31 protein-coding genes are annotated in these 18,448 nt (G+C 43.4%); 29 read left to right on the top strand and 2 right to left on the bottom strand.

The window, feature by feature from the left end; translation table 11 throughout:
- Nucleotides 1–2: 2 nt before the first annotated feature.
- The 29 genes from rpsS to hscA all read left to right on the top strand — a co-directional run bounded on the left by rpsS (nt 3) and on the right by hscA (nt 16,880).
- Nucleotides 3–281 (top strand): 30S ribosomal protein S19, encoded by a 279-nt coding sequence (gene rpsS, locus H9Q13_RS13625; protein WP_076420878.1) that lies wholly within the window; start codon nt 3–5, stop codon nt 279–281.
- A 1-nt stretch (nt 282) separates the two neighbouring features.
- Entirely contained in the window at nt 283–678 is a 396-nt protein-coding gene (gene rplV / locus H9Q13_RS13630; protein ID WP_191184362.1) for a 50S ribosomal protein L22, read from the top strand.
- Nucleotides 679–682: 4 nt separating this feature from the next.
- A complete protein-coding gene (gene rpsC / locus H9Q13_RS13635; RefSeq protein ID WP_191184363.1) occupies nt 683–1,444 on the top strand; it encodes a 30S ribosomal protein S3 in 762 nt (253 codons plus the stop codon).
- Between the two features lie 30 nt (nt 1,445–1,474).
- Nucleotides 1,475–1,897, top strand: coding sequence for a 50S ribosomal protein L16 (rplP, locus tag H9Q13_RS13640; protein WP_191184364.1), 423 nt, complete (start codon nt 1,475–1,477; stop codon nt 1,895–1,897).
- Between the two features lie 3 nt (nt 1,898–1,900).
- Entirely contained in the window at nt 1,901–2,101 is a 201-nt protein-coding gene (rpmC, locus tag H9Q13_RS13645; protein WP_191184365.1) for a 50S ribosomal protein L29, read from the top strand.
- Between the two features lie 15 nt (nt 2,102–2,116).
- Nucleotides 2,117–2,374: a 30S ribosomal protein S17 gene (gene rpsQ / locus H9Q13_RS13650; RefSeq protein ID WP_191184366.1), complete on the top strand. Its 258-nt coding sequence runs from the start codon at nt 2,117–2,119 to the stop codon at nt 2,372–2,374.
- Between the two features lies 1 nt (nt 2,375).
- Nucleotides 2,376–2,744, top strand: coding sequence for a 50S ribosomal protein L14 (gene rplN, locus H9Q13_RS13655; protein WP_137759971.1), 369 nt, complete (start codon nt 2,376–2,378; stop codon nt 2,742–2,744).
- A 20-nt stretch (nt 2,745–2,764) separates the two neighbouring features.
- Nucleotides 2,765–3,088 carry a 50S ribosomal protein L24 gene (gene rplX, locus H9Q13_RS13660; RefSeq protein ID WP_191184367.1) on the top strand — a complete coding sequence of 108 codons (324 nt, stop codon included), beginning with the start codon at nt 2,765–2,767 and terminating at the stop codon, nt 3,086–3,088.
- A gap of 1 nt (nt 3,089) precedes the next feature.
- Nucleotides 3,090–3,644 (top strand): 50S ribosomal protein L5, encoded by a 555-nt coding sequence (rplE, locus tag H9Q13_RS13665; RefSeq protein ID WP_191184368.1) that lies wholly within the window; start codon nt 3,090–3,092, stop codon nt 3,642–3,644.
- Between the two features lie 4 nt (nt 3,645–3,648).
- A complete protein-coding gene (gene rpsN / locus H9Q13_RS13670) occupies nt 3,649–3,918 on the top strand; it encodes a 30S ribosomal protein S14 (protein WP_191184369.1) in 270 nt (89 codons plus the stop codon).
- An 89-nt stretch (nt 3,919–4,007) separates the two neighbouring features.
- A complete protein-coding gene (rpsH, locus tag H9Q13_RS13675; RefSeq protein WP_191184370.1) occupies nt 4,008–4,406 on the top strand; it encodes a 30S ribosomal protein S8 in 399 nt (132 codons plus the stop codon).
- A 14-nt stretch (nt 4,407–4,420) separates the two neighbouring features.
- On the top strand, nt 4,421–4,975 hold the full coding sequence (rplF, locus tag H9Q13_RS13680) for a 50S ribosomal protein L6 (protein WP_191184371.1): 555 nt from the start codon (nt 4,421–4,423) through the stop codon (nt 4,973–4,975).
- An 8-nt stretch (nt 4,976–4,983) separates the two neighbouring features.
- Entirely contained in the window at nt 4,984–5,334 is a 351-nt protein-coding gene (gene rplR, locus H9Q13_RS13685) for a 50S ribosomal protein L18 (RefSeq protein ID WP_191184372.1), read from the top strand.
- Nucleotides 5,335–5,339: 5 nt separating this feature from the next.
- Entirely contained in the window at nt 5,340–5,858 is a 519-nt protein-coding gene (gene rpsE / locus H9Q13_RS13690; RefSeq protein WP_040573757.1) for a 30S ribosomal protein S5, read from the top strand.
- Nucleotides 5,859–5,863: 5 nt separating this feature from the next.
- Nucleotides 5,864–6,043 carry a 50S ribosomal protein L30 gene (rpmD, locus tag H9Q13_RS13695; RefSeq protein WP_191184373.1) on the top strand — a complete coding sequence of 60 codons (180 nt, stop codon included), beginning with the start codon at nt 5,864–5,866 and terminating at the stop codon, nt 6,041–6,043.
- A gap of 1 nt (nt 6,044) precedes the next feature.
- Nucleotides 6,045–6,491 (top strand): 50S ribosomal protein L15, encoded by a 447-nt coding sequence (gene rplO / locus H9Q13_RS13700; RefSeq protein ID WP_191184374.1) that lies wholly within the window; start codon nt 6,045–6,047, stop codon nt 6,489–6,491.
- A 5-nt stretch (nt 6,492–6,496) separates the two neighbouring features.
- Entirely contained in the window at nt 6,497–7,813 is a 1,317-nt protein-coding gene (gene secY, locus H9Q13_RS13705; protein WP_191184375.1) for a preprotein translocase subunit SecY, read from the top strand.
- 3 nt (nt 7,814–7,816) lie between these two features.
- The gene (gene map / locus H9Q13_RS13710) at nt 7,817–8,590 is read left to right on the top strand and encodes a type I methionyl aminopeptidase (protein WP_191184376.1); all 774 of its coding nucleotides are present in this window, start codon (nt 7,817–7,819) and stop codon (nt 8,588–8,590) included.
- Nucleotides 8,591–8,809, top strand: coding sequence for a translation initiation factor IF-1 (infA, locus tag H9Q13_RS13715; protein ID WP_007654265.1), 219 nt, complete (start codon nt 8,591–8,593; stop codon nt 8,807–8,809).
- Between the two features lie 5 nt (nt 8,810–8,814).
- A complete protein-coding gene (gene rpmJ / locus H9Q13_RS13720) occupies nt 8,815–8,931 on the top strand; it encodes a 50S ribosomal protein L36 (protein WP_007654264.1) in 117 nt (38 codons plus the stop codon).
- A 9-nt stretch (nt 8,932–8,940) separates the two neighbouring features.
- On the top strand, nt 8,941–9,318 hold the full coding sequence (rpsM, locus tag H9Q13_RS13725; RefSeq protein ID WP_076669293.1) for a 30S ribosomal protein S13: 378 nt from the start codon (nt 8,941–8,943) through the stop codon (nt 9,316–9,318).
- Between the two features lie 9 nt (nt 9,319–9,327).
- Complete coding sequence (rpsK, locus tag H9Q13_RS13730) at nt 9,328–9,720, top strand: 30S ribosomal protein S11 (RefSeq protein ID WP_018476863.1); 393 nt, start codon at nt 9,328–9,330, stop codon at nt 9,718–9,720.
- A 22-nt stretch (nt 9,721–9,742) separates the two neighbouring features.
- Nucleotides 9,743–10,348 (top strand): 30S ribosomal protein S4, encoded by a 606-nt coding sequence (gene rpsD / locus H9Q13_RS13735; protein ID WP_191184377.1) that lies wholly within the window; start codon nt 9,743–9,745, stop codon nt 10,346–10,348.
- Nucleotides 10,349–10,385: 37 nt separating this feature from the next.
- Nucleotides 10,386–11,375, top strand: a complete 990-nt coding sequence (locus H9Q13_RS13740; RefSeq protein ID WP_191184378.1) for a DNA-directed RNA polymerase subunit alpha — start codon at nt 10,386–10,388, stop codon at nt 11,373–11,375.
- A gap of 70 nt (nt 11,376–11,445) precedes the next feature.
- Complete coding sequence (gene rplQ, locus H9Q13_RS13745; RefSeq protein WP_191184379.1) at nt 11,446–11,958, top strand: 50S ribosomal protein L17; 513 nt, start codon at nt 11,446–11,448, stop codon at nt 11,956–11,958.
- 78 nt (nt 11,959–12,036) lie between these two features.
- Nucleotides 12,037–13,143, top strand: coding sequence for a glutamine-hydrolyzing carbamoyl-phosphate synthase small subunit (gene carA / locus H9Q13_RS13750; RefSeq protein WP_191184380.1), 1,107 nt, complete (start codon nt 12,037–12,039; stop codon nt 13,141–13,143).
- 20 nt (nt 13,144–13,163) lie between these two features.
- Nucleotides 13,164–14,441, top strand: a complete 1,278-nt coding sequence (eno, locus tag H9Q13_RS13755) for a phosphopyruvate hydratase (protein WP_191184381.1) — start codon at nt 13,164–13,166, stop codon at nt 14,439–14,441.
- Nucleotides 14,442–14,542: 101 nt separating this feature from the next.
- Nucleotides 14,543–14,842, top strand: a complete 300-nt coding sequence (locus H9Q13_RS13760; RefSeq protein WP_191184382.1) for an FtsB family cell division protein — start codon at nt 14,543–14,545, stop codon at nt 14,840–14,842.
- A 175-nt stretch (nt 14,843–15,017) separates the two neighbouring features.
- The gene (gene hscA / locus H9Q13_RS13765; protein ID WP_191184383.1) at nt 15,018–16,880 is read left to right on the top strand and encodes a Fe-S protein assembly chaperone HscA; all 1,863 of its coding nucleotides are present in this window, start codon (nt 15,018–15,020) and stop codon (nt 16,878–16,880) included.
- 62 nt (nt 16,881–16,942) lie between these two features.
- Here the strand turns inward: hscA and H9Q13_RS13770 are convergent, their stop codons facing one another.
- The gene (locus tag H9Q13_RS13770; RefSeq protein WP_191184384.1) at nt 16,943–17,281 is read right to left on the bottom strand and encodes a hypothetical protein; all 339 of its coding nucleotides are present in this window, start codon (nt 17,279–17,281) and stop codon (nt 16,943–16,945) included.
- 3 nt (nt 17,282–17,284) lie between these two features.
- Nucleotides 17,285–18,352 (bottom strand): Ldh family oxidoreductase, encoded by a 1,068-nt coding sequence (locus H9Q13_RS13775; RefSeq protein ID WP_191184385.1) that lies wholly within the window; start codon nt 18,350–18,352, stop codon nt 17,285–17,287.
- Nucleotides 18,353–18,448 lie beyond the last annotated feature (96 nt).

Raw genomic sequence — 18,448 nt, forward strand, 5'->3', positions numbered from 1 at the left:
AAATGGCTAGATCATTAAAAAAAGGGCCTTATATTGACTATAGGCTCGAGAAGAAAGTAGACGTGATGAACGAGTCTGGTAAGAAGACTGTTATCAAGACTTGGTCACGCAGATCCATGATTTCTCCAGATTTCGTTGGACATACATTTGCAGTACATAACGGTAATAAATTTATCCCAGTTTATGTAACTGAAAACATGGTAGGTCATAAACTCGGAGAGTTCGCCCCAACCAGAAACTTTAGAGGTCATATTGCTAAAAAAGATAAAGGTAAGCGATAACATGGAAGCAGTAGCAAGACTTAAAAATGTGCCTACTTCTCCTCGCAAAATGCGATTAGTAGCAGGTTTGGTGCGCGGCAAGAGCGTAAATAAGGCTTTGGGATTATTGAAATTTGAAGCCAATTCAGGAGCAGCCAGAATCGAAAAACTTCTTTTATCTGCCTTATCTAACTGGCAACAGAAAAATGAAGATTCTCGCATCGAGGATGCCAACCTCTTCATTAAAGAGATTTTTGTTGATGAGGGTAAAATGCTGAAGCGCCTGCGCCCAGCTCCACAAGGACGTGGTTACCGCATCAGAAAAAGATCTAACCATGTTACCATTGTAATTGATAGCATGACTGAAGAACAACTAGAGCAGCAGCAATCCAAGAAATCTAAAAAAGCCAATAAGTAAGAATATGGGACAGAAAGTAAATCCGATCGGTTTTCGCCTAGGAGTTATCAAAGGTTGGGATTCTAACTGGTATGGTGGCAAAGATTTCGCTGAAAAGCTGGTTGAAGACGAAAAAATCAGAAAATACATTTTAGCGCGTATTCCTAAAGGTGGTATTTCTAAAATCATCATTGAGAGGACTCTTAAGCGCATCACTATCACTGTTAATACAGCCAGACCAGGAGTTGTAATTGGTAAAGGCGGACAGGAAGTTGATAAGATTAAAGAAGAACTTAAGAAGCTTACGAACAAAGATGTTCAAATCAATATCTTTGAGATTAAGCGTCCTGAGCTCGACGCCAAGCTGGTAGGTGAATCCATCGCTCAGCAGCTTCAGGCTCGTATCTCTTTCCGTCGTGCTATGAAGCAAGCGATTGCTTCTGCTCTACGTGTTGGTGCTGAAGGTATTAAAGTTCAAGTTTCAGGTCGTCTTGGCGGTGCTGAAATGGCAAGAACAGAGCACTACAAAGAAGGTAGAACCCCCCTTCATACGCTTCGTGCAGATATTGACTATGCACTGTCTGAAGCTCAGACTGTGTATGGCAAGCTAGGCATCAAAGTGTGGATCTTCAAAGGTGAGGTTTATGGTAAGAAAGATCTTACTCCAAACGCTGGCTTAGAGACTAAAGGTGGACCTGGTGCACAAGGTGGTGGTGATAGAAGAAGCCGTGGTGACCGTGATCGTAAGAAAACGGACGGAGCTCCTAAGCGCAAGCGTCGCCAATAATTGATTGATAACATTATTACGTTTTAGAAAATGTTACAGCCTAAAAGGACAAAATATAGAAAAATGCAAAAAGGCCGTGTGAAAGGTCTGGCTCATAGAGGCAGTACTATTTCATTTGGTTCATTTGCTATCAAATCTCTGGAAGCTACTTGGATTACGAGCCGTCAAATTGAGGCCGCTCGTATCGCGATGACAAGAGCTATGAAACGTGAAGGTCAGGTATGGATCAGAATTTTCCCGGATAAGCCAGTTACGAAGAAGCCTGCAGAGGTTCGTATGGGTAAGGGTAAAGGTTCTCCTGAATATTGGGTAGCCGTTGTGAAGCCAGGTACCATCATGTTTGAATCGGACGGTGTGCCTTTGGAAGTTGCAAAAGAGTCATTAAGACTTGCTGCACAAAAGCTGCCAGTTAAAACAAAGTTTGTAGTACGTAGAGATTACGTTGAGAAATAGTATATGAAAAATTCAGAGATTAAAGCTTTGTCTTTAGAAGAGCTGAAAGAGAAGCTTAATACGGAGCAAACAACAATGCAAAACCTGCGTTTTGCGCATGCTATTTCTCCGTTGGAAAATCCGATGAAAATACGTGAGACGAAAAAGCTGATTGCCCGTCTTAACACTGAGGTTCGTCGCCGTGAAATTGAAGCTAACTCTTAATACTTAATAGAAATCATGGAAGAGAGAAATCTTAGAAAAGAAAGAAGTGGTAAGGTTGTTAGCAACAAGATGGACAAGTCTATCACTGTCTTAGTGGAAAGCAGAATGAAACACCCGATTTACGGTAAGTTTGTTAGCAAGTCCACTAAGTTCATGGCTCATGACGAAAACAACGATTGCAACATTGGAGACACTGTTCGCATTCAGGAAACACGTCCTCTAAGCAAGAACAAAAACTGGCGTTTAGTTGAAATTATAGAAAGGGCTAAGTAAGATGATACAGCAAGAATCAAGATTAAGTGTAGCTGACAACAGCGGTGCGAAAGAAGTTCTTTGTATCCGTGTTCTAGGTGGTACTGGCAAAAAATACGCTTCTATTGGAGATAGAATAGTTGTAACTGTAAAGTCAGCCCTTTCATCAGGAAACGTCAAGAAAGGAACTGTTTCAAAAGCAGTAATTGTAAGAACAAAGAAAGAAATCAGAAGAAAAGACGGCTCTTATATTCGTTTTGACGATAACGCCGCTGTTCTTTTGAATGCAAACAACGAACCTCGTGGCACGCGTATTTTCGGACCAGTTGCACGCGAACTTCGTGAAAAGCAATTCATGAAAATTGTTTCGTTAGCACCTGAAGTTCTTTAATCACTAATTCAGACATTAAAATGAATAAGAAAAAACTTCATGTAAAGACTGGCGATACAGTAAAAGTAATTGCCGGTGACGAGCGCGGTAAGACAGGCCGCATTACAGCTGTTAATATCGAGAAGCAAAAAGTAACCATCGAAGGATTAAATCTGGTGACTAAGCACTCTAAACCGAGCGCTAAAAACCCTCAAGGTGGTATCACTAAGATCGAAGCTCCGATTCATGCAAGCAACGTAGCACTTGTTGACCCTAAGTCAGGTGAGACTACCAAAGTTGGCAGAAGAACGAACAGCGAAGGTAAATCAGAGCGTTACTCTAAAAAATCAGGGGAGGTAATCTAACATGGCAACTTCAAGATTAAAAGAAAAATATCAACAGGAGGTAGTGCCTGCACTGAAAGAAAAGTTCCAGTATAAGAACGTAATGCAGGTGCCTAAGATCACTAAAATCTCTATCAATAAAGGTATAGGTTCAGCTGTAGCGGACAAGAAACTTGTTGATATCGGGGTAGAAGAACTTACTACGATCTCTGGGCAAAAAGCAGTTGCTACTATTGCTAAGAAATCAGTTTCTAACTTTAAGCTTCGCGAGGGTATGCCTATTGGCGCACGTGTGACGCTAAGAGGTCAGAAAATGTATGAATTCCTAGATCGTTTATTGACAATCGCTCTGCCACGTGTACGTGACTTTAGAGGGGTTAATGATAAAGGGTTTGATGGTAGAGGCAACTATACACTAGGTGTTAAAGAGCAAATCATCTTCCCTGAAATCAGCATCGATAAAGTTAAAGCCATTAGTGGTATGGATATCACATTCGTAACAACAGCTCAGACTGATGAGGAAAGTTATGAATTGCTAAAAGCATTTGGTATGCCTTTCACTAATATTAAGAAATAAAAAAATGGCTAAAGAAGCAGTAAAAGCGAGAGAGCTTAAAAGACAGAAGTTAGTAGCAAAGTACGCTGCGAAGCGCGCTGAATTAAAAGCTAAGGGAGATTATGAAGCACTTGACAAGCTTCCTAAGAATTCATCTCCAGTAAGGTTACATAACCGCTGCAAACTATCAGGAAGACCACGTGGATACATGAGAAAATTTGGCATCTCACGTGTTGTGTTCAGAGAGTTGGCTGTTATGGGCAAGATTCCTGGTGTAACAAAATCGAGCTGGTAATTTTTTCTTAACATACTAAGAAAGAAGAAAAGATATTCTTATCTTTGCCCCTCGCTTAGAAAAAGCATTCAAGATTTAAGTGATTCATAATGAACTCAGATCCAATAGCAGATTATTTAACTAGAGTGCGTAACGCTATTAAGGCGAACCACAGAGTAGTTGAAATACCATCTAGCAATATTAAAAAAGAGATAACTAAAGTACTGTACGAAAAAGGCTATATTCAAAGCTACAAATTTGATGACGCCTCAGTACAAGGTACTATTAAGATCGCTCTGAAGTACAACCCAAACACTAAGCAGTCTGCTATTGTGAAACTTGAAAGGGTTAGTAAGCCAGGGCTTCGTAAGTACACAGGAAATGACAATCTTCCACGAGTTCTTAATGGACTTGGTATTGCAATTTTGTCTACTTCCAAAGGTGTAATGACTGAAAAGGAAGCCAAGTCCCTTAATGTAGGTGGCGAGGTATTGTGTTACGTTTACTAATAGGAGGATAGACAATGTCACGTATAGGAAAATTGCCAATCACCCTGCCTTCAAGTATTGAGGTAAGTGTAGCGAAAGACAATATTGTAACGGTTAAAGGCCCTAAAGGTACTCTTTCAACTCCAGTTGATAAAGATATCATTGTAAAGCAGGAAGACAATCAGATTGTGGTTGAGCGTCCTACCGAACAAAAGCGCCATAAAGCCATGCATGGTCTTTATCGCTCACTAATCAATAACATGGTTATCGGTGTTAGTGAAGGATACAAAGAGCAGCTTGAGTTAGTTGGTGTTGGTTATAAGGCAACCGTTCAGGGTAATGTACTTGAATTGGCGCTGGGTTACTCGCACAATATCTTTATGACAATGCCCGCTGAAGTTACCGCTTCTGCTGTAACTGAAAAAGGTAAAGCTCCTGTTATAACACTTGAAAGTAACGACAAGCAGCTTATTGGCCAAGTGGCCGCTAAAATCAGATCACTACGCAAAGTAGAGCCTTACAAAGGTAAAGGTATTCGTTTTGTTGGTGAAGTTGTAAGAAGAAAAGCTGGTAAAACAGCGTCTAAATAATCATCATCATGTCTGCTAATAAAGTACAAAGAAGACTTAGAATTAAGAGAAGTATCAGAAACAAGATTTCTGGTACTTCTGCCAGACCAAGATTATCAGTTTTTAGAAGCAATAAAGCTATCTATGCTCAGTTAATCGATGACACTACAGGGAAAACTTTAGCGGCTGCCTCTTCTACAAAGCTTGATGGTGCAACTAACGCTAATATCTCTGTATCGAATCAAGTTGGTAAGGAAATTGGCGCTAAAGCTGTCGAGTTAGGTATTACTCAAGTGGTATTTGACCGCTCAGGATATCTTTACCATGGCAAAGTTAAATCATTGGCTGAAGGCGCTCGCGAAGCAGGCCTTAAATTCTAAGAATTATGTTGAAAAATAACATTCGTAGTGTGAAGGCTAGCGAAATTGAGCTAAAGGAAAAAGTAGTAGCCATCAATCGTGTAGCCAAAGTAGTTAAAGGTGGTAGAAGATTTAGTTTCGCTGCTATCGTGGTTGTAGGTGATGGTAACGGTGTTGTAGGTTACGGTCTTGGCAAAGCCAATGAAGTAACTGACGCCATTGCTAAAGGTATTGATGACGCTAAGAAGAATCTTGTTAAAGTTCCTCTTTACCATCATACTGTTCCCCATGCCATGGAAGGCAAGTACTCTGGAGGTTTTGTTTTGGTGAAACCGGCAGCTCCTGGTACAGGTGTAATTGCTGGTGGTGCGATGCGTGCAGTTTTGGAGAGTGCCGGTATTAAAGACGTGCTTTGTAAGTCTAAAGGATCTTCGAACCCACACAACGTGGTAAAAGCAACTTTTGACGCACTGTCTAAAATGCGTGATCCATTGGCCGTTGCTCAGCAGCGTGGTGTTAATTTACAGAAAGTATTTAACGGTTAATTGAGATGGCTAAAGTAACAATCACACAGGTTAAAAGCATTATTGACAGACCAAAAAGCCAGAAGCTTACAATTCAAGCGCTTGGTCTTGGTAAGATCAATAAATCAGTAACTGTTGAAAAAACACCTCAGATTGCTGGTATGATTAACAAGGTTCACAATTTAGTAGAAGTAAAGGACATTTAATATGTATTTGAATTCATTAAAACCTGCAGAGGGGTCTGTAAAGACCAGAAAGAGAATAGGCAGAGGAACTGGTTCAGGTAGAGGTGGCACTTCTACAAGAGGTCATAAAGGTGCTAAATCTCGTTCCGGCTACTCGCAGAAGTCTGGCTTTGAAGGTGGTCAAATGCCATTACAAAGAAGAGTTCCTAAGTTTGGCTTCAAGAATTTCAACAGAGTTGAATATAAAGGAATTAATTTAGATGTTCTGGAGTCTTTGGCTGCAGATACTAACGAAAAAGTTTTTAACTTTGATTTCTTCAAGGCACATGGTTTGGTGTCTAAGAATGATAAAGTAAAGATTTTAGGTAGAGGTGAATTGTCTAAGGCTGTAGAAGTACATGCACATGCTTTTTCTCAAACTGCCATATCATCTATTGAAAAAGCAGGCGGTAAAACAGTAGCTCTTTAATTTTTATGAAGAAGTTTATAACAACAATTAAGAACATTTTTGCTATTGATGATTTGAGAGTTAGAATTCTCAATACACTCGGATTTATAGCTATTTTCAGATTAGGTTCTTATGTTGTTCTTCCTGGTATTGATCCCAATCAACTAAAAGCTAATACGACCGGAATTTTTGGTCTGTTAGATACTTTCTTAGGTGGAGCATTTAGCAATGCTTCCATCTTTGCGTTGGGTATTATGCCATATATATCAGCTTCTATCGTATTACAGTTGCTCACAATTGCTGTTCCTTATTTTCAAAAAATGCAGAAGGAGGGTGAATCTGGTCGAAAGAAAATCAATCAAATCACCCGAGTTCTTACTATCATTATTACATTAGCTCAAGCTGTAGGATTTGTAGCTACCATAAATAGTGAAGCTATAGTTATCAACACTACGCTTTTCACAATTACTTCCATGATTGTCCTCACTTCAGGTACAATCTTCTGTATGTGGTTAGGTGAGCGAATTACGGATAAAGGTATCGGAAATGGTATTTCGATGCTTATCATGATTGGTATTATCTCTCGATTCCCAGGAGCAATTGTAGCAGAGGGTCTTTCAAAAGAGTTGAATGGAGCATTGTTATTTATCTTTGAACTGGTAGTTCTATTCTTTGTAGTAATGTCTGTCGTAATGTTGACGCAGGCTGTGCGAAGAATTCCAGTGCAATATGCAAAACAGGTTGGCGGCAGTTCACTTTACAGCGGTCAGCGTCAGTTTATCCCTCTTAAGGTAAATGCTGCGGGTGTTATGCCTATTATATTTGCTCAATCGTTAATGTTTCTTCCATCAATGATTGCTTCGATCTGGGCTGATTCTAATGAAACTGCTAGTTACATTGGTGCCACTTTTTCAGATTTTACTTCTTGGCAATATAATGTTGTTTTTGGTTTAATGATTCTGGTTTTTACTTATTTTTACACAGCTATAAGTGTTAATCCTAATCAAATCGCGGACGATCTGAAAAGAAGCGGTGGTTTCGTTCCAGGTGTTAAACCAGGACGTGCTACTTCTGAGTACATTGATAATATTCTTACTAAGATAACTCTTCCGGGAGCGATCTACTTAGCACTCGTTGCTATATTCCCTGCAATCGCAATGATGATGGGGGTAACAAGAGAATTCTCTCAGTTTTTCGGTGGTACTTCTCTTATTATTATGGTGGGTGTTGTTTTAGACACACTGCAACAAATTGAAAGTTATTTGTTAATGCGTCATTACGATGGTATGATGAAATCCGGTAAGCTAAGAGGCAGAACGGAGAACATCGCCATGGTTTCCTAATAGATGATATTTTACAAGACTGAAGAAGAAATTGAGCTAATTCGCCAGAGTGCTTTAATACTAAGTAAAGCACATGGCGAAATAGCTCTTCTTATAAAGGAAGGGGTTTCAACTCTTGAGCTGGATAAAAGAGCAGAGGAGTTTATTAAAGACCATAAAGCTGTTCCTTCATTTAAGAATTACAACGGTTTTCCTTTTAGTCTTTGCATCTCTGTTAATTCCACTGTAGTTCATGGTATGCCAAGCAACTACATTTTGAACGATGGAGATGTGATCTCTGTTGATTGTGGAGTTTACTTTCAAGGTTTTCATAGTGATTGTGCTTATACACATGCTGTTGGTAATGTCTCTGATGATATAACCAACTTACTAGAAGTTACGAAGACCTCGCTTTATCACGGCATTGACAAAGCGATTGAAGGTGCTCGTTTGGGTGATGTAAGCTATGCCATTCAAAATTATGCTGAAAGTTTTGGCTATGGTGTAGTACGTGAATTGGTAGGTCACGGAATTGGTAGAAATTTGCATGAGTCACCTGAGGTTCCTAATTACGGTAAGCGTGGTCAGGGACTAAAATTGCAAAGCGGTTTAGTACTAGCTATTGAACCAATGATTAATTTGGGCACACGCTATGTTGTTCAAGAGGAAGATGGGTGGACCATTAGAACCAGAGACAAAAAGCCTTCCGCTCATTTTGAGCATACAGTTGTAATTCGAAAAGATAAAGCAGAAGTATTAACTACTTTTGATTACATAGATAAAGCTAAACAACAATAAATGGCGAAGCAGTCCTCTATCGAACAAGACGGTACTATCATAGAAGCATTATCAAATGCAATGTTCCGGGTAGAGTTAGAAAATGGTCATCAGGTAATAGCTCACATCTCAGGTAAGATGAGAATGAACTATATTAAGATTTTGCCTGGCGACAGAGTTAAACTAGAGATGTCTCCCTACGATTTAACTAAAGGTAGAATTGTTTATCGATATAAATAAATACAATGAAAGTTAAAGCATCAGTAAAAAAGAGAAGTGCTGAATGTAAAGTGATCCGCCGCAAGGGGAAGCTTTATGTGATCAACAAGAAAAATCCAAGATATAAACAAAGACAAGGATAATTATTTATTATGGCAAGAATAGCAGGAGTAGATATTCCGGATAACAAAAGAGGAGAGATCTCTTTGACCTACATTTTTGGTATTGGTCGCAATCTCTCTGTTCAAATCCTTAACAAAGCCGGGGTGGATCTTGACAAAAAGGTGAAAGACTGGACCGAAGATGAAGCTAATGAGATCAGAAATATCATTGCAGCTGAAATTAAAACCGAAGGTGTTTTAAGATCAGAAGTGCAATTGCATATTAAGCGTCTTCTTGATATTGGCTGCTACCGTGGTTTGAGACACCGTAAAGGTCTACCTGTACGTGGTCAGCGCACTAAGAATAACTCGCGCACAAGAAAAGGTAAGCGTAAGACAGTAGCAAACAAGAAGAAGGCTTCTAAATAATTTTTGATCATGGCTCAGAAAAGAAAAGATAAAGCTAAGAAGCGTGTAGTTGTTGTAGAATCAACTGGCCAAGTACACATCAAGGCTTCTTTCAACAATATTATTATCTCAGTAACCAATAACGCAGGACAAGTTATCTCTTGGGCTTCTGCTGGTAAAATGGGTTTTAAAGGTTCTAAAAAGAACACTCCTTACGCTGCACAGATGGCAGCTTCAGATTGCGCTAAGGTTGCTTATGACCTTGGCATGCGTAAAGCTGAAGTTTTTGTTAAAGGTCCTGGTGCAGGTAGAGAGTCCGCCATCCGTACTGTACAGAATACTGGCATCGAAGTAACAACTATCAAGGATGTTACGCCACTTCCTCACAACGGATGTCGTCCTCCTAAACGCAGAAGAGTTTAATTAGTAAATCAGATTAAATACAATGGCAAGATATACTGGTCCTAAAAGCAAGATTTCCCGCAAATTCAATGAGGAAATCTTTGGCCCAAGCAAAGCACTTAAAAAGAAAAGCTATCCTCCAGGGATGCACGGCCGTGGTCGTCGTAAGAAGCAGTCTGAATATGCAGTTCAGCTTGCTGAAAAGCAAAAGGCAAAATACATCTATGGCATGCTTGAAAAGCAGTTTGCTAACTTGTTTGAGAAAGCAGCCCGTAAAGGCGGTATCACAGGTGAAAACTTGTTGATCTTACTCGAGTCAAGATTAGATAACACTGTTTATAGATTAGGTATAGCACCAACAAGAAGAGCTGCTCGTCAGCTTGTGTTGCACAAACATATCACTGTTAACGGTGAGATTGTTAATATACCTTCTTATAGCTTGAAAGTTGGTGATACGGTAGCTGTTAGAGAGAAATCTAAATCTCTTGAGGCGATTACAACCAGCCTGACTGTGCGCAATGCACGTCAGTTCAGCTGGCTAGAGTGGGACGGAGCCGAGATGGTTGGTAAATTTGTGTCTGCGCCACAGCGTGACCAGATTCCTGAAAAGATTCAGGAGCAGCTGATCGTCGAGCTTTACTCTAAGTAAGCCGCATAATCAATTTTTAACCTTTAACACTGCAAGTATGTCAATATTAGCATTTCAAATGCCAGAGAAAGTTGTAATGGAAAAAGCCGACGACTTTCATGGTTTATTTGAATTCAAGCCGCTTGAAAAAGGTTACGGAGTAACCATCGGTAATGCTCTGCGAAGAATTTTGCTTTCTTCTCTGGAAGGTTTCGCTATTACTAGCGTTCGCATACCTGGTGTACTGCATGAGTTCTCGTCTGTTGAAGGCGTAGTGGAGGATATCTCTGACATTATCCTTAACCTGAAAATGGTTCGTTTCAAGAAAGTAAGCGAAGTTATTGATGATAAGATCACAGTTTCCATTTCAGGCCAGGATAAATTTGCTGCTGGTGACATCAATAAATTTTCTACAAGTTTTGAGGTTTTAAATCCTGAGCTTGTGATCTGCAACCTTGATAAGAATATGACTTTAGAGGTTGAGCTTACTATCCAGAAAGGACGTGGTTACGTTCCGGCTGAAGATAATAAGCCAGCAGATCAGGTTTTCGGTCTTATTCCGATAGACGCGATCTTCACACCAATTAAAAATGTGAAGTTTAGCGTAGAAAATACTCGTGTTGAGCAGAAGACTGACTATGAAAAGCTTGTGCTTGACATACAGACAGATGGTTCTATCCACCCGGAAGATGCTTTGAAAGGTGCTGCCAATATTTTGATTCAGCACTTCATGCTCTTCTCTGACAACACTATGACATTTGAGACAGCTAAACCTGAAGAGGAAGAAGCTGTGGATGAAGAACTGCTTCACATGCGCAAAGTCCTTAAGACTTCTCTTCAGGATATGGACTTGTCAGTTAGAGCTTACAACTGCCTTAAGGCTGCCGACATCAAAACGCTCGGTGACCTAGTGCAATTAGACATTTCTGACATGATGAAGTTCCGTAACTTTGGTAAGAAGTCTCTTACTGAGCTTGAGAACCTCGTACAGGAGAAGGGTTTAACTTTCGGGATGGATCTTTCTAAGTATAAATTAGAAGAAGATTAATTAATCTACGGCATAATTCCCGATCCTCTAGCGGGTTGATCGACGGTATGCACGTGCACAAATCAAAATAATGAGACACGGTAAAAAAATAAATCATTTAGGTAGAACAGCTTCACATCGTAAGGCGATGTTGTCAAATATGGCAGCTTCACTTATCGTACATAAGCGTATCTCTACCACAGTAGCTAAGGCGAAAGCATTGCGTAAGTATGTTGAGCCTTTGCTGACTAAATCAAAGAACGATACCACACACTCTAGAAGAACAGTATTTGCTTATCTTCAGGATAAAGAGTCTGTTAAGGAATTGTTCGATGAAGTATCTGTAAAGATTGCAGCTCGTCCAGGTGGTTACACTCGTATCATCAAGACTGGTTACAGACTGGGTGACAACGCTGAAATGTGTGTGATCGAGCTTGTAGACTACAACGAAGATATGCTGTCTTCAACTGGTACTGCAGCTGGTGCTAAGAAAACTCGTCGTCGTTCTTCTTCTAAGAAAAAAGGCGCTGAGTCTACCGAGGCTTCTGCTCCTTCAACTCCTGAGACAGAAGGTACTAAAGAAGATACAAAAGATGCTGAATAAGCTTCATTTGTGAAATATTATAAAGGGACATGACGTAAGTCGTGTCCCTTTTTTATTTTTGTATTAAATTTTTTTAAGATGAAGAAACATACGACTTCCGAGGCAATCCTTTTATTAAAAGATGGTACCGTATTTACAGGCAAAAGCCTGGGACGCATAGGTACAACTGGTGGTGAGTTATGCTTTAACACAGGTATGACTGGTTACCAGGAAATTTTTACAGACCCATCTTATTATGGTCAACTGGTTGTGACGACCTTCTCGCACATTGGCAACTATGGTGTACAGTCTGCCGAAGTTGAGTCCAATAAGGTACAGATCAATGGCCTTGTATGTAAGGAATTTTCTCATCACTTCTCACGTAAAACAGCTGAAGGATCCTTGCAGGATTACTTTGAAAAGGCTGGGATTGTGGGTATCTGCGAAATCGATACGCGTGCCTTGGTCCGCCATATTCGTGATAAAGGTGCCATGAACGGTATAATCTCCTCTGATATAGCTGATATAGATGAGTTAAAGCGTAAGCTTGATGAGGTTCCCTCCATGGCTGGACTTGAACTCGCTTCTAAAGTAAGCACGCAAGAAGAATATGATATGCAACCCGCAGAAATCAAGTATAGAGTAGCCGTACTTGACCTGGGCGTGAAGCGTAATAGTCTTATTAACCTGGTGCAGCGTGGATGTGCTGTGAAGGTATTTCCGTATAATACTCCTTTTGAAGAAATGGAGAAATGGAACCCAGATGGTTACTTTATTTCTAATGGCCCCGGCGATCCTGCTGCCACTACCATGGCCATTGAAAGTGTAAAGCAAATTTTGGACAAGAACAGGCCAATGTTCGGTATCTGTATGGGGCATCAGATGTTAGCTCAGGCTAATGGGATAGCCACTTACAAAATGCATAACGGACATAGAGGACTGAACCACCCTGTTAAAAATCTGATTACGGGTTTTAGTGAGATTACCTCTCAGAATCATGGTTTTGTAGTGGATGCAGATCAAATTAAGAATCATCCGGAGGTTGAAGTGACGCATGTTAACCTCAATGACAACACCATTGAGGGTATACGCATGAAGGGCAAGCCTGCCTTTTCGGTGCAGTATCACCCGGAGTCTTCACCAGGACCACATGACTCTACTTATCTGTTCGATGATTTTATCGCCCTGTTGGAGCAAAACAAGTAAAACTATATAAAAACAAACCAATGAGCTTAATTACAGATATTAAGGCCCGCCAAATCTTCGATTCGAGAGGCAATCCTACTGTAGAAGTAGATGTGTTTACTGAAAATGGCGTGTTGGGCCGTGCAGCTGTTCCTTCCGGTGCTTCCACTGGTGTGCACGAAGCGGTTGAGCTACGCGACGGCGACAAAGGCAAGTACATGGGCAAAGGTGTATTGCAGGCAGTAAATAACGTGAATGAGAAAATTGCCGAGGAACTGGTTGGTTTTCCGGTGTTCGAACAAAACCTGCTCGACAAGATCATGATCGAGTTGGACGGTTCGGACAATAAAGCCAATCTTGGTGCGAATGCTATCCTGGGTGTGTCGCTGGCGATTGCCCGTGCCGCTGCGCAGGAGCTGGGTATGCCGCTTTACCGCTATGTAGGTGGTGTAAACGCCAATACCTTGCCGGTGCCCATGATGAATATTCTGAATGGTGGTAGCCACGCAGATAATGCCATCGATTTTCAGGAGTTCATGATCATGCCGGTAGGTGCGCCTTCGTTCTCTGAAGCGCTGCGCATGGGTTCTGAGGTATTCCACCACCTCAAGAACGTACTGAAGAAGAAAGGCCTTTCTACAAACGTAGGCGACGAGGGCGGTTTTGCTCCAAACATTGCCTCTAACGTGGAGGCGATTGAGGTAGTACTGCAGGCGATTGAGGCGGCCGGTTACAAGCCAGGCGACGATATGATGATTGCTATGGACGCCGCCAGCTCCGAGTTCTACGATAAGTCTACCGGTCTGTATACCTTCAAGAAGTCAACTGGCGACAAGCTGACTTCTTCTGAGATGGTAAGCTACTGGAAAGAGTGGACCGAGAAGTACCCGATCGCTTCTATCGAAGACGGTATGGACGAGGACGACTGGAAAGGGTGGAAAGAGCTGACCGAAACCATTGGAAACAAGGTGCAGTTGGTAGGGGATGACTTGTTTGTAACCAACGTGAAGCGCCTGCAGCAAGGTATAGACCAGGGCGTGGCCAACTCTATTCTGATCAAGGTAAACCAGATCGGTACTCTAACTGAGACGATCAATGCCATTAACCTGGGCTTGCGTCATGGTTATAAGAGTGTGATGTCGCACCGCTCTGGCGAGACAGAGGACAACACGATCGCTGACCTGGCGGTAGCTTTGAATACCGGCCAGATCAAGACCGGTTCTGCTTCCCGCTCGGACCGTATGGCCAAATACAACCAATTGCTCCGCATTGAGGAGGAACTGGGAGAGGTGGCTTATTATCCAGGCAAGAAGTTCTAAAGAACCAATTGAAAATATTTTAGGCATAAGGCTGTGGGTTTACGACTCACAGCCTTATTTTTGTGTAAAGCCCTCAGCATAATACCGATAGTCTACTATATATGATCAAACGTATACCTAAAGTTTTTCGCAGTTTCTATTTCATTACAGGTGTACTGTTTCTGGTATGGATGCTTTTCTTTGACTCCAACGATTTTATCACACAATACCGCATGAGTAAAGAATTGCGTGATAAGGAAAAGGACAAAGAGTATTACCTCGAAAAGATGGCCGAAGTGCAGCAGGATCGGGAGGAGCTAATGGGTAATCCGGAGCTGCTGGAAAAGTTCGCACGGGAGAAATACCTGATGAAACGGCCAGGGGAGGATGTGTTTATTGTTGTCCCGAAAAAAGAGAAGTAAGGAATAGCGCCAAACTGAATGATGAGCCTGGGTATCTCCCGGGCTTTTTGTTTATAGTGTCTTCACGTTTCCGTTTCAGAGTTCCCCGCAAAGCAAGCCCGCTCCCTAAATTATTCGTAACTTTGTGCATATGAGCTGCTGCTCTGAAGCGGTGGCCTTACCAAAGCATAAAGACATGGCAAAAGTTGCGATAAACCTTTCTACAGGCGCCCTTCAGCAGGAAGAGGTGATTGTAGGTATAGACCTTGGGACTACCAATAGCCTGGTAGCCTACATACATCCCGAAACAAAGAAACCCGTTGCGATAAACGATCTGGGGCGCGGTACCATTGTACCCTCTGTGGTGCACTTCACACCGAACGGCGAAACCATTGTCGGCAACGACGCAAAGGAGTACCTGACGACAGACCCGTCGAATACCATCTATTCTGTAAAGCGCCTGTTAGGCAAATCTTACAAAGACCTGGGCGAGCACAAAGACTATTTTGGCTACAAGATTATTGACGATGACAGCGAAGGGTTGGTAAAAATCAGGGTAGGCGATAAATTTTACTCCCCGATTGAGCTCTCGGCAGAGATACTAAAGGAGCTGCGCGAACGTGCCGAACATGCCTTGAAAACACCCGTCAACAGAGCGGTCATTACGGTGCCGGCCTACTTCAACGACTCCCAGCGCCAGGCCACCCGCGACGCCGGCAAACTGGCTGGGCTGGAAGTGCTCCGCATTGTGAACGAACCAACAGCTGCTTCACTTGCCTACGGTATAGGTATAGACCCTGCTGAAGAGAAAACCATAGCAGTATACGATTTAGGCGGTGGTACTTTCGATATCTCTATTCTGAGCATTCACCAAGGTATATTTGAAGTGCTCTCGACGCACGGGGACACTTACCTGGGCGGCGACGATCTGGACCGTGCTATCATCAACTACTGGATTCAGGAAAATGAGCTGATAGCGGATACTCTTAACCGAGATAAGAATCTGCAGCAGGAGTTGCGTCTTAAAGCGGAGGAAGCCAAGAAAACGCTTAGCTCCAACGAAGTATACACGAGCAACCTAGGCGATAACATAGAGTGTTATATCACGCGGCATACCTTTGAGGAACTGATCGCGCCGATTGTCGCCAAGACAATCGACAGTTGCCGTATGGCCATGGCCGACGCCAAACTGAAGCCGGAACAGATTGATGCGGTGATCATGGTAGGAGGCTCTACCCGTGTGCCGTTGGTATACGAAGCCGTATCAGAGTTTTTCGGTAAGCCAGCCAATAATACCCTCAACCCCGATGAAGTAGTGGCCTTAGGTGCCGCCATACAAGCCGATATCCTGGCAGGTAACCGCAAGGACATCCTGCTGCTGGACGTCACGCCGCTTACCTTGGGTATAGAAACCATGGGCGGCCTGATGGACTCCATCATCCCCCGTAACTCTAAGATACCTACAAAAGCAGGACGTCAGTACACAACATCCATTGACGGACAGGTAAATATGAAGATCTCTGTATACCAGGGAGAGCGTGACCTGGTGAAGGAAAACCGCAAACTGGCTGAGTTCGACCTGAAAGGTATACCTGCCATGCCAGCCGGTTTCCCGAAGGTGGATGTGAACTTTATCCTGAATGCCGATGGTATTCTGAAAGTAGAGGCCATTGAGCTGCGCTCCGGCGTGCGCCAGGAAGTGGAAGTGAAGCCCCAGTACGGACTCACCGACTCGCAGGTGGAGCAAATGCTGATGGACTCCATCACGCATGCCCGTGAGGATGTGTCGGCGCGCATGGTGATCGAAGCCCGCACCACAGCGGAGCAGATGCTCTACCAGGTTGAGCGCTTTCTGGAAAAGAACGGTGAGCACCTCACAGAAGAAGAGATCAACCTGACACGCGAGAATCTGCAAAAACTGCGCGATGCCTTGCCAAGCGGCGACAAAGACCAGATACTAAAGGCAGTGGATATACTGGAAGAGCAGACAAGCCCGTTTGCGGAGCGTGTGATGCAGATTTCCATCAAAAAAGCTATGGCAGGCAAAAAAATTGAATAAGCTATACCTTGTATAAAACAAGAAGAGCTGGCCCTCAGGGTCAGCTCTTCTTGTTTTATAGCCTACTTGATGACTGAAAGTATGAATTCGAAGAAGTTATAGTTCAGGTATAGCAAGCTGGCTGCTACAATCACGCCGACCATCACGTTGGCGTAAGGCTCGTCCTGTTCACGCACACCCTTTACACCCCAGTACACATAGGCTGCCAGTGCGATCAGGGCATAGATAAGTAGTAGTACAGGTATAGCGATCAGGACAGGTATAGGCACCAGGTTCCAAAAGTAGTTCACGGTGAGCCATGCTAGGTTTAGCACCCAGGTCAGCACCAGCATGAGGATGCTTCGCTTCGTAGAGACTAGTCCGAGCGCCCGCAGAAACGGCACTACCTTGCCCGCAGCCATACCTTAAAATTTAACACCAAACTTTTTACCCACCTCTTCCAGATCTTTCTCAACAGGAGGCAGCAACGGTATACCTTTCTTGAGCCGGTTGGCTGTCATGATGCGCTCCGGGTCGCCAGGTATAAGCACGGCTTTCTCACCACGCTTTACGTGGGCGTTACGGAAAGCTGTGATCCAGTTGTCCATGTGGTGCTTAAACTCGTCGGCAGGGCGGAAGGCATCGATGCGCATAGCGCCCAAAAAGTGCCCTATACCTTGTCCCACGGGGTCGGCAGGCGGGGCCAAAAAACTCACGAAAGGCGGCACCCAAGGCCCGTAGTTGGCACCCGAAAGCACACCCGAAAAAATATCGACAATAGAGCCCAGCGCATAGCCTTTGTGGCTGCCGCGGTTCTTGGTGCTGCCCAACGGAAGCAGGGCGCCACCGGCCTGTACTTCAAAAGCATTGGTAGAGCCCAGTCCCGTAGCCGTTTGTACCCAGCCGCTAGGTGTTTTCTTTTGCTTGCGCTGCAATATTTCCAGCTTGCCGTTGGCGGCCGTGGTGGTGGCCAGGTCAGCTACAAAAGGGGGCTGCTCGTTGGCAGGTACGGCAACGGCAATCGGGTTGGTGCCCAGCATGCGCTGTGTCGAGTGGGTAGGCGCCACCAGTGGGCTGGCATTGGTCATGGCCATCCCGATCATGTCGCGCTGAAGGGCCTGCATGGCATGGTAACCCGCAATACCGAAGTGATTGGAATTGCGCACCGACACCCATCCCGTCCCTACGTTCTCTGCTTTCTTCATGGCAATTTCCATAGCGCGTGGGGCTACCACCAGGCCAAGCCCGCCATCGCCGTCCACTGTGGCGGTGCTGGGTGTTTCGTGCACAATGTTAATAGCAGGCTTCGGATTGATGCGGCCGGCTTCCCACAGGCGAATGTAACCGCTCAGTCGGGCCACGCCATGGGAATCTACGCCGCGCAAATCAGCCTCCAGCAGTACCTGGGTGGCTAATTGGGCATCTTCTAATGGACAACCCATGTTGAGGAAAATCTCGCGGGTGAAGTCAAAGAGGTGTCGGTATGGGTACATAGCAAACAGATTAGGGTCGCAAATTAAAAAATAATCAGGCCAATGCCTTACAATTAGTGCAGCGATTGCTGGCAAGGGATTTTAGAGCACTGTATG

Source organism: Pontibacter aquaedesilientis, from assembly GCF_014773225.1.
Lineage (GTDB): Bacteria > Bacteroidota > Bacteroidia > Cytophagales > Hymenobacteraceae > Pontibacter > Pontibacter aquaedesilientis.

What these genes read in the sequence shown, in the direction of transcription:
- rplF (WP_191184371.1), top strand. Translation starts at nt 4,421, where the DNA reads ATGTCACGTATAGGAAAATTGCCAATCACCCTGCCTTCAAGTATTGAG.
- rplR (WP_191184372.1), top strand. Translation starts at nt 4,984, where the DNA reads ATGTCTGCTAATAAAGTACAAAGAAGACTTAGAATTAAGAGAAGTATC.
- rpmD (WP_191184373.1), top strand. Translation starts at nt 5,864, where the DNA reads ATGGCTAAAGTAACAATCACACAGGTTAAAAGCATTATTGACAGACCA.
- infA (WP_007654265.1), top strand. Translation starts at nt 8,591, where the DNA reads ATGGCGAAGCAGTCCTCTATCGAACAAGACGGTACTATCATAGAAGCA.
- rpsC (WP_191184363.1), top strand. Translation starts at nt 683, where the DNA reads ATGGGACAGAAAGTAAATCCGATCGGTTTTCGCCTAGGAGTTATCAAA.
- rplN (WP_137759971.1), top strand. Translation starts at nt 2,376, where the DNA reads ATGATACAGCAAGAATCAAGATTAAGTGTAGCTGACAACAGCGGTGCG.
- rpsS (WP_076420878.1), top strand. Translation starts at nt 3, where the DNA reads ATGGCTAGATCATTAAAAAAAGGGCCTTATATTGACTATAGGCTCGAG.
- H9Q13_RS13775 (WP_191184385.1), bottom strand. Translation starts at nt 18,352, where the DNA reads ATGTACCCATACCGACACCTCTTTGACTTCACCCGCGAGATTTTCCTC.
- H9Q13_RS13770 (WP_191184384.1), bottom strand. Translation starts at nt 17,281, where the DNA reads ATGGCTGCGGGCAAGGTAGTGCCGTTTCTGCGGGCGCTCGGACTAGTC.
- H9Q13_RS13760 (WP_191184382.1), top strand. Translation starts at nt 14,543, where the DNA reads ATGATCAAACGTATACCTAAAGTTTTTCGCAGTTTCTATTTCATTACA.
- rpsD (WP_191184377.1), top strand. Translation starts at nt 9,743, where the DNA reads ATGGCAAGATATACTGGTCCTAAAAGCAAGATTTCCCGCAAATTCAAT.
- rpsH (WP_191184370.1), top strand. Translation starts at nt 4,008, where the DNA reads ATGAACTCAGATCCAATAGCAGATTATTTAACTAGAGTGCGTAACGCT.
- H9Q13_RS13740 (WP_191184378.1), top strand. Translation starts at nt 10,386, where the DNA reads ATGTCAATATTAGCATTTCAAATGCCAGAGAAAGTTGTAATGGAAAAA.
- rplQ (WP_191184379.1), top strand. Translation starts at nt 11,446, where the DNA reads ATGAGACACGGTAAAAAAATAAATCATTTAGGTAGAACAGCTTCACAT.
- rplP (WP_191184364.1), top strand. Translation starts at nt 1,475, where the DNA reads ATGTTACAGCCTAAAAGGACAAAATATAGAAAAATGCAAAAAGGCCGT.
- rplV (WP_191184362.1), top strand. Translation starts at nt 283, where the DNA reads ATGGAAGCAGTAGCAAGACTTAAAAATGTGCCTACTTCTCCTCGCAAA.
- map (WP_191184376.1), top strand. Translation starts at nt 7,817, where the DNA reads ATGATATTTTACAAGACTGAAGAAGAAATTGAGCTAATTCGCCAGAGT.
- rpsE (WP_040573757.1), top strand. Translation starts at nt 5,340, where the DNA reads ATGTTGAAAAATAACATTCGTAGTGTGAAGGCTAGCGAAATTGAGCTA.
- carA (WP_191184380.1), top strand. Translation starts at nt 12,037, where the DNA reads ATGAAGAAACATACGACTTCCGAGGCAATCCTTTTATTAAAAGATGGT.
- rpsM (WP_076669293.1), top strand. Translation starts at nt 8,941, where the DNA reads ATGGCAAGAATAGCAGGAGTAGATATTCCGGATAACAAAAGAGGAGAG.
- rpmC (WP_191184365.1), top strand. Translation starts at nt 1,901, where the DNA reads ATGAAAAATTCAGAGATTAAAGCTTTGTCTTTAGAAGAGCTGAAAGAG.
- rpsK (WP_018476863.1), top strand. Translation starts at nt 9,328, where the DNA reads ATGGCTCAGAAAAGAAAAGATAAAGCTAAGAAGCGTGTAGTTGTTGTA.
- rpmJ (WP_007654264.1), top strand. Translation starts at nt 8,815, where the DNA reads ATGAAAGTTAAAGCATCAGTAAAAAAGAGAAGTGCTGAATGTAAAGTG.
- rplO (WP_191184374.1), top strand. Translation starts at nt 6,045, where the DNA reads ATGTATTTGAATTCATTAAAACCTGCAGAGGGGTCTGTAAAGACCAGA.
- rplX (WP_191184367.1), top strand. Translation starts at nt 2,765, where the DNA reads ATGAATAAGAAAAAACTTCATGTAAAGACTGGCGATACAGTAAAAGTA.
- eno (WP_191184381.1), top strand. Translation starts at nt 13,164, where the DNA reads ATGAGCTTAATTACAGATATTAAGGCCCGCCAAATCTTCGATTCGAGA.
- rpsN (WP_191184369.1), top strand. Translation starts at nt 3,649, where the DNA reads ATGGCTAAAGAAGCAGTAAAAGCGAGAGAGCTTAAAAGACAGAAGTTA.
- hscA (WP_191184383.1), top strand. Translation starts at nt 15,018, where the DNA reads ATGGCAAAAGTTGCGATAAACCTTTCTACAGGCGCCCTTCAGCAGGAA.
- rplE (WP_191184368.1), top strand. Translation starts at nt 3,090, where the DNA reads ATGGCAACTTCAAGATTAAAAGAAAAATATCAACAGGAGGTAGTGCCT.
- rpsQ (WP_191184366.1), top strand. Translation starts at nt 2,117, where the DNA reads ATGGAAGAGAGAAATCTTAGAAAAGAAAGAAGTGGTAAGGTTGTTAGC.
- secY (WP_191184375.1), top strand. Translation starts at nt 6,497, where the DNA reads ATGAAGAAGTTTATAACAACAATTAAGAACATTTTTGCTATTGATGAT.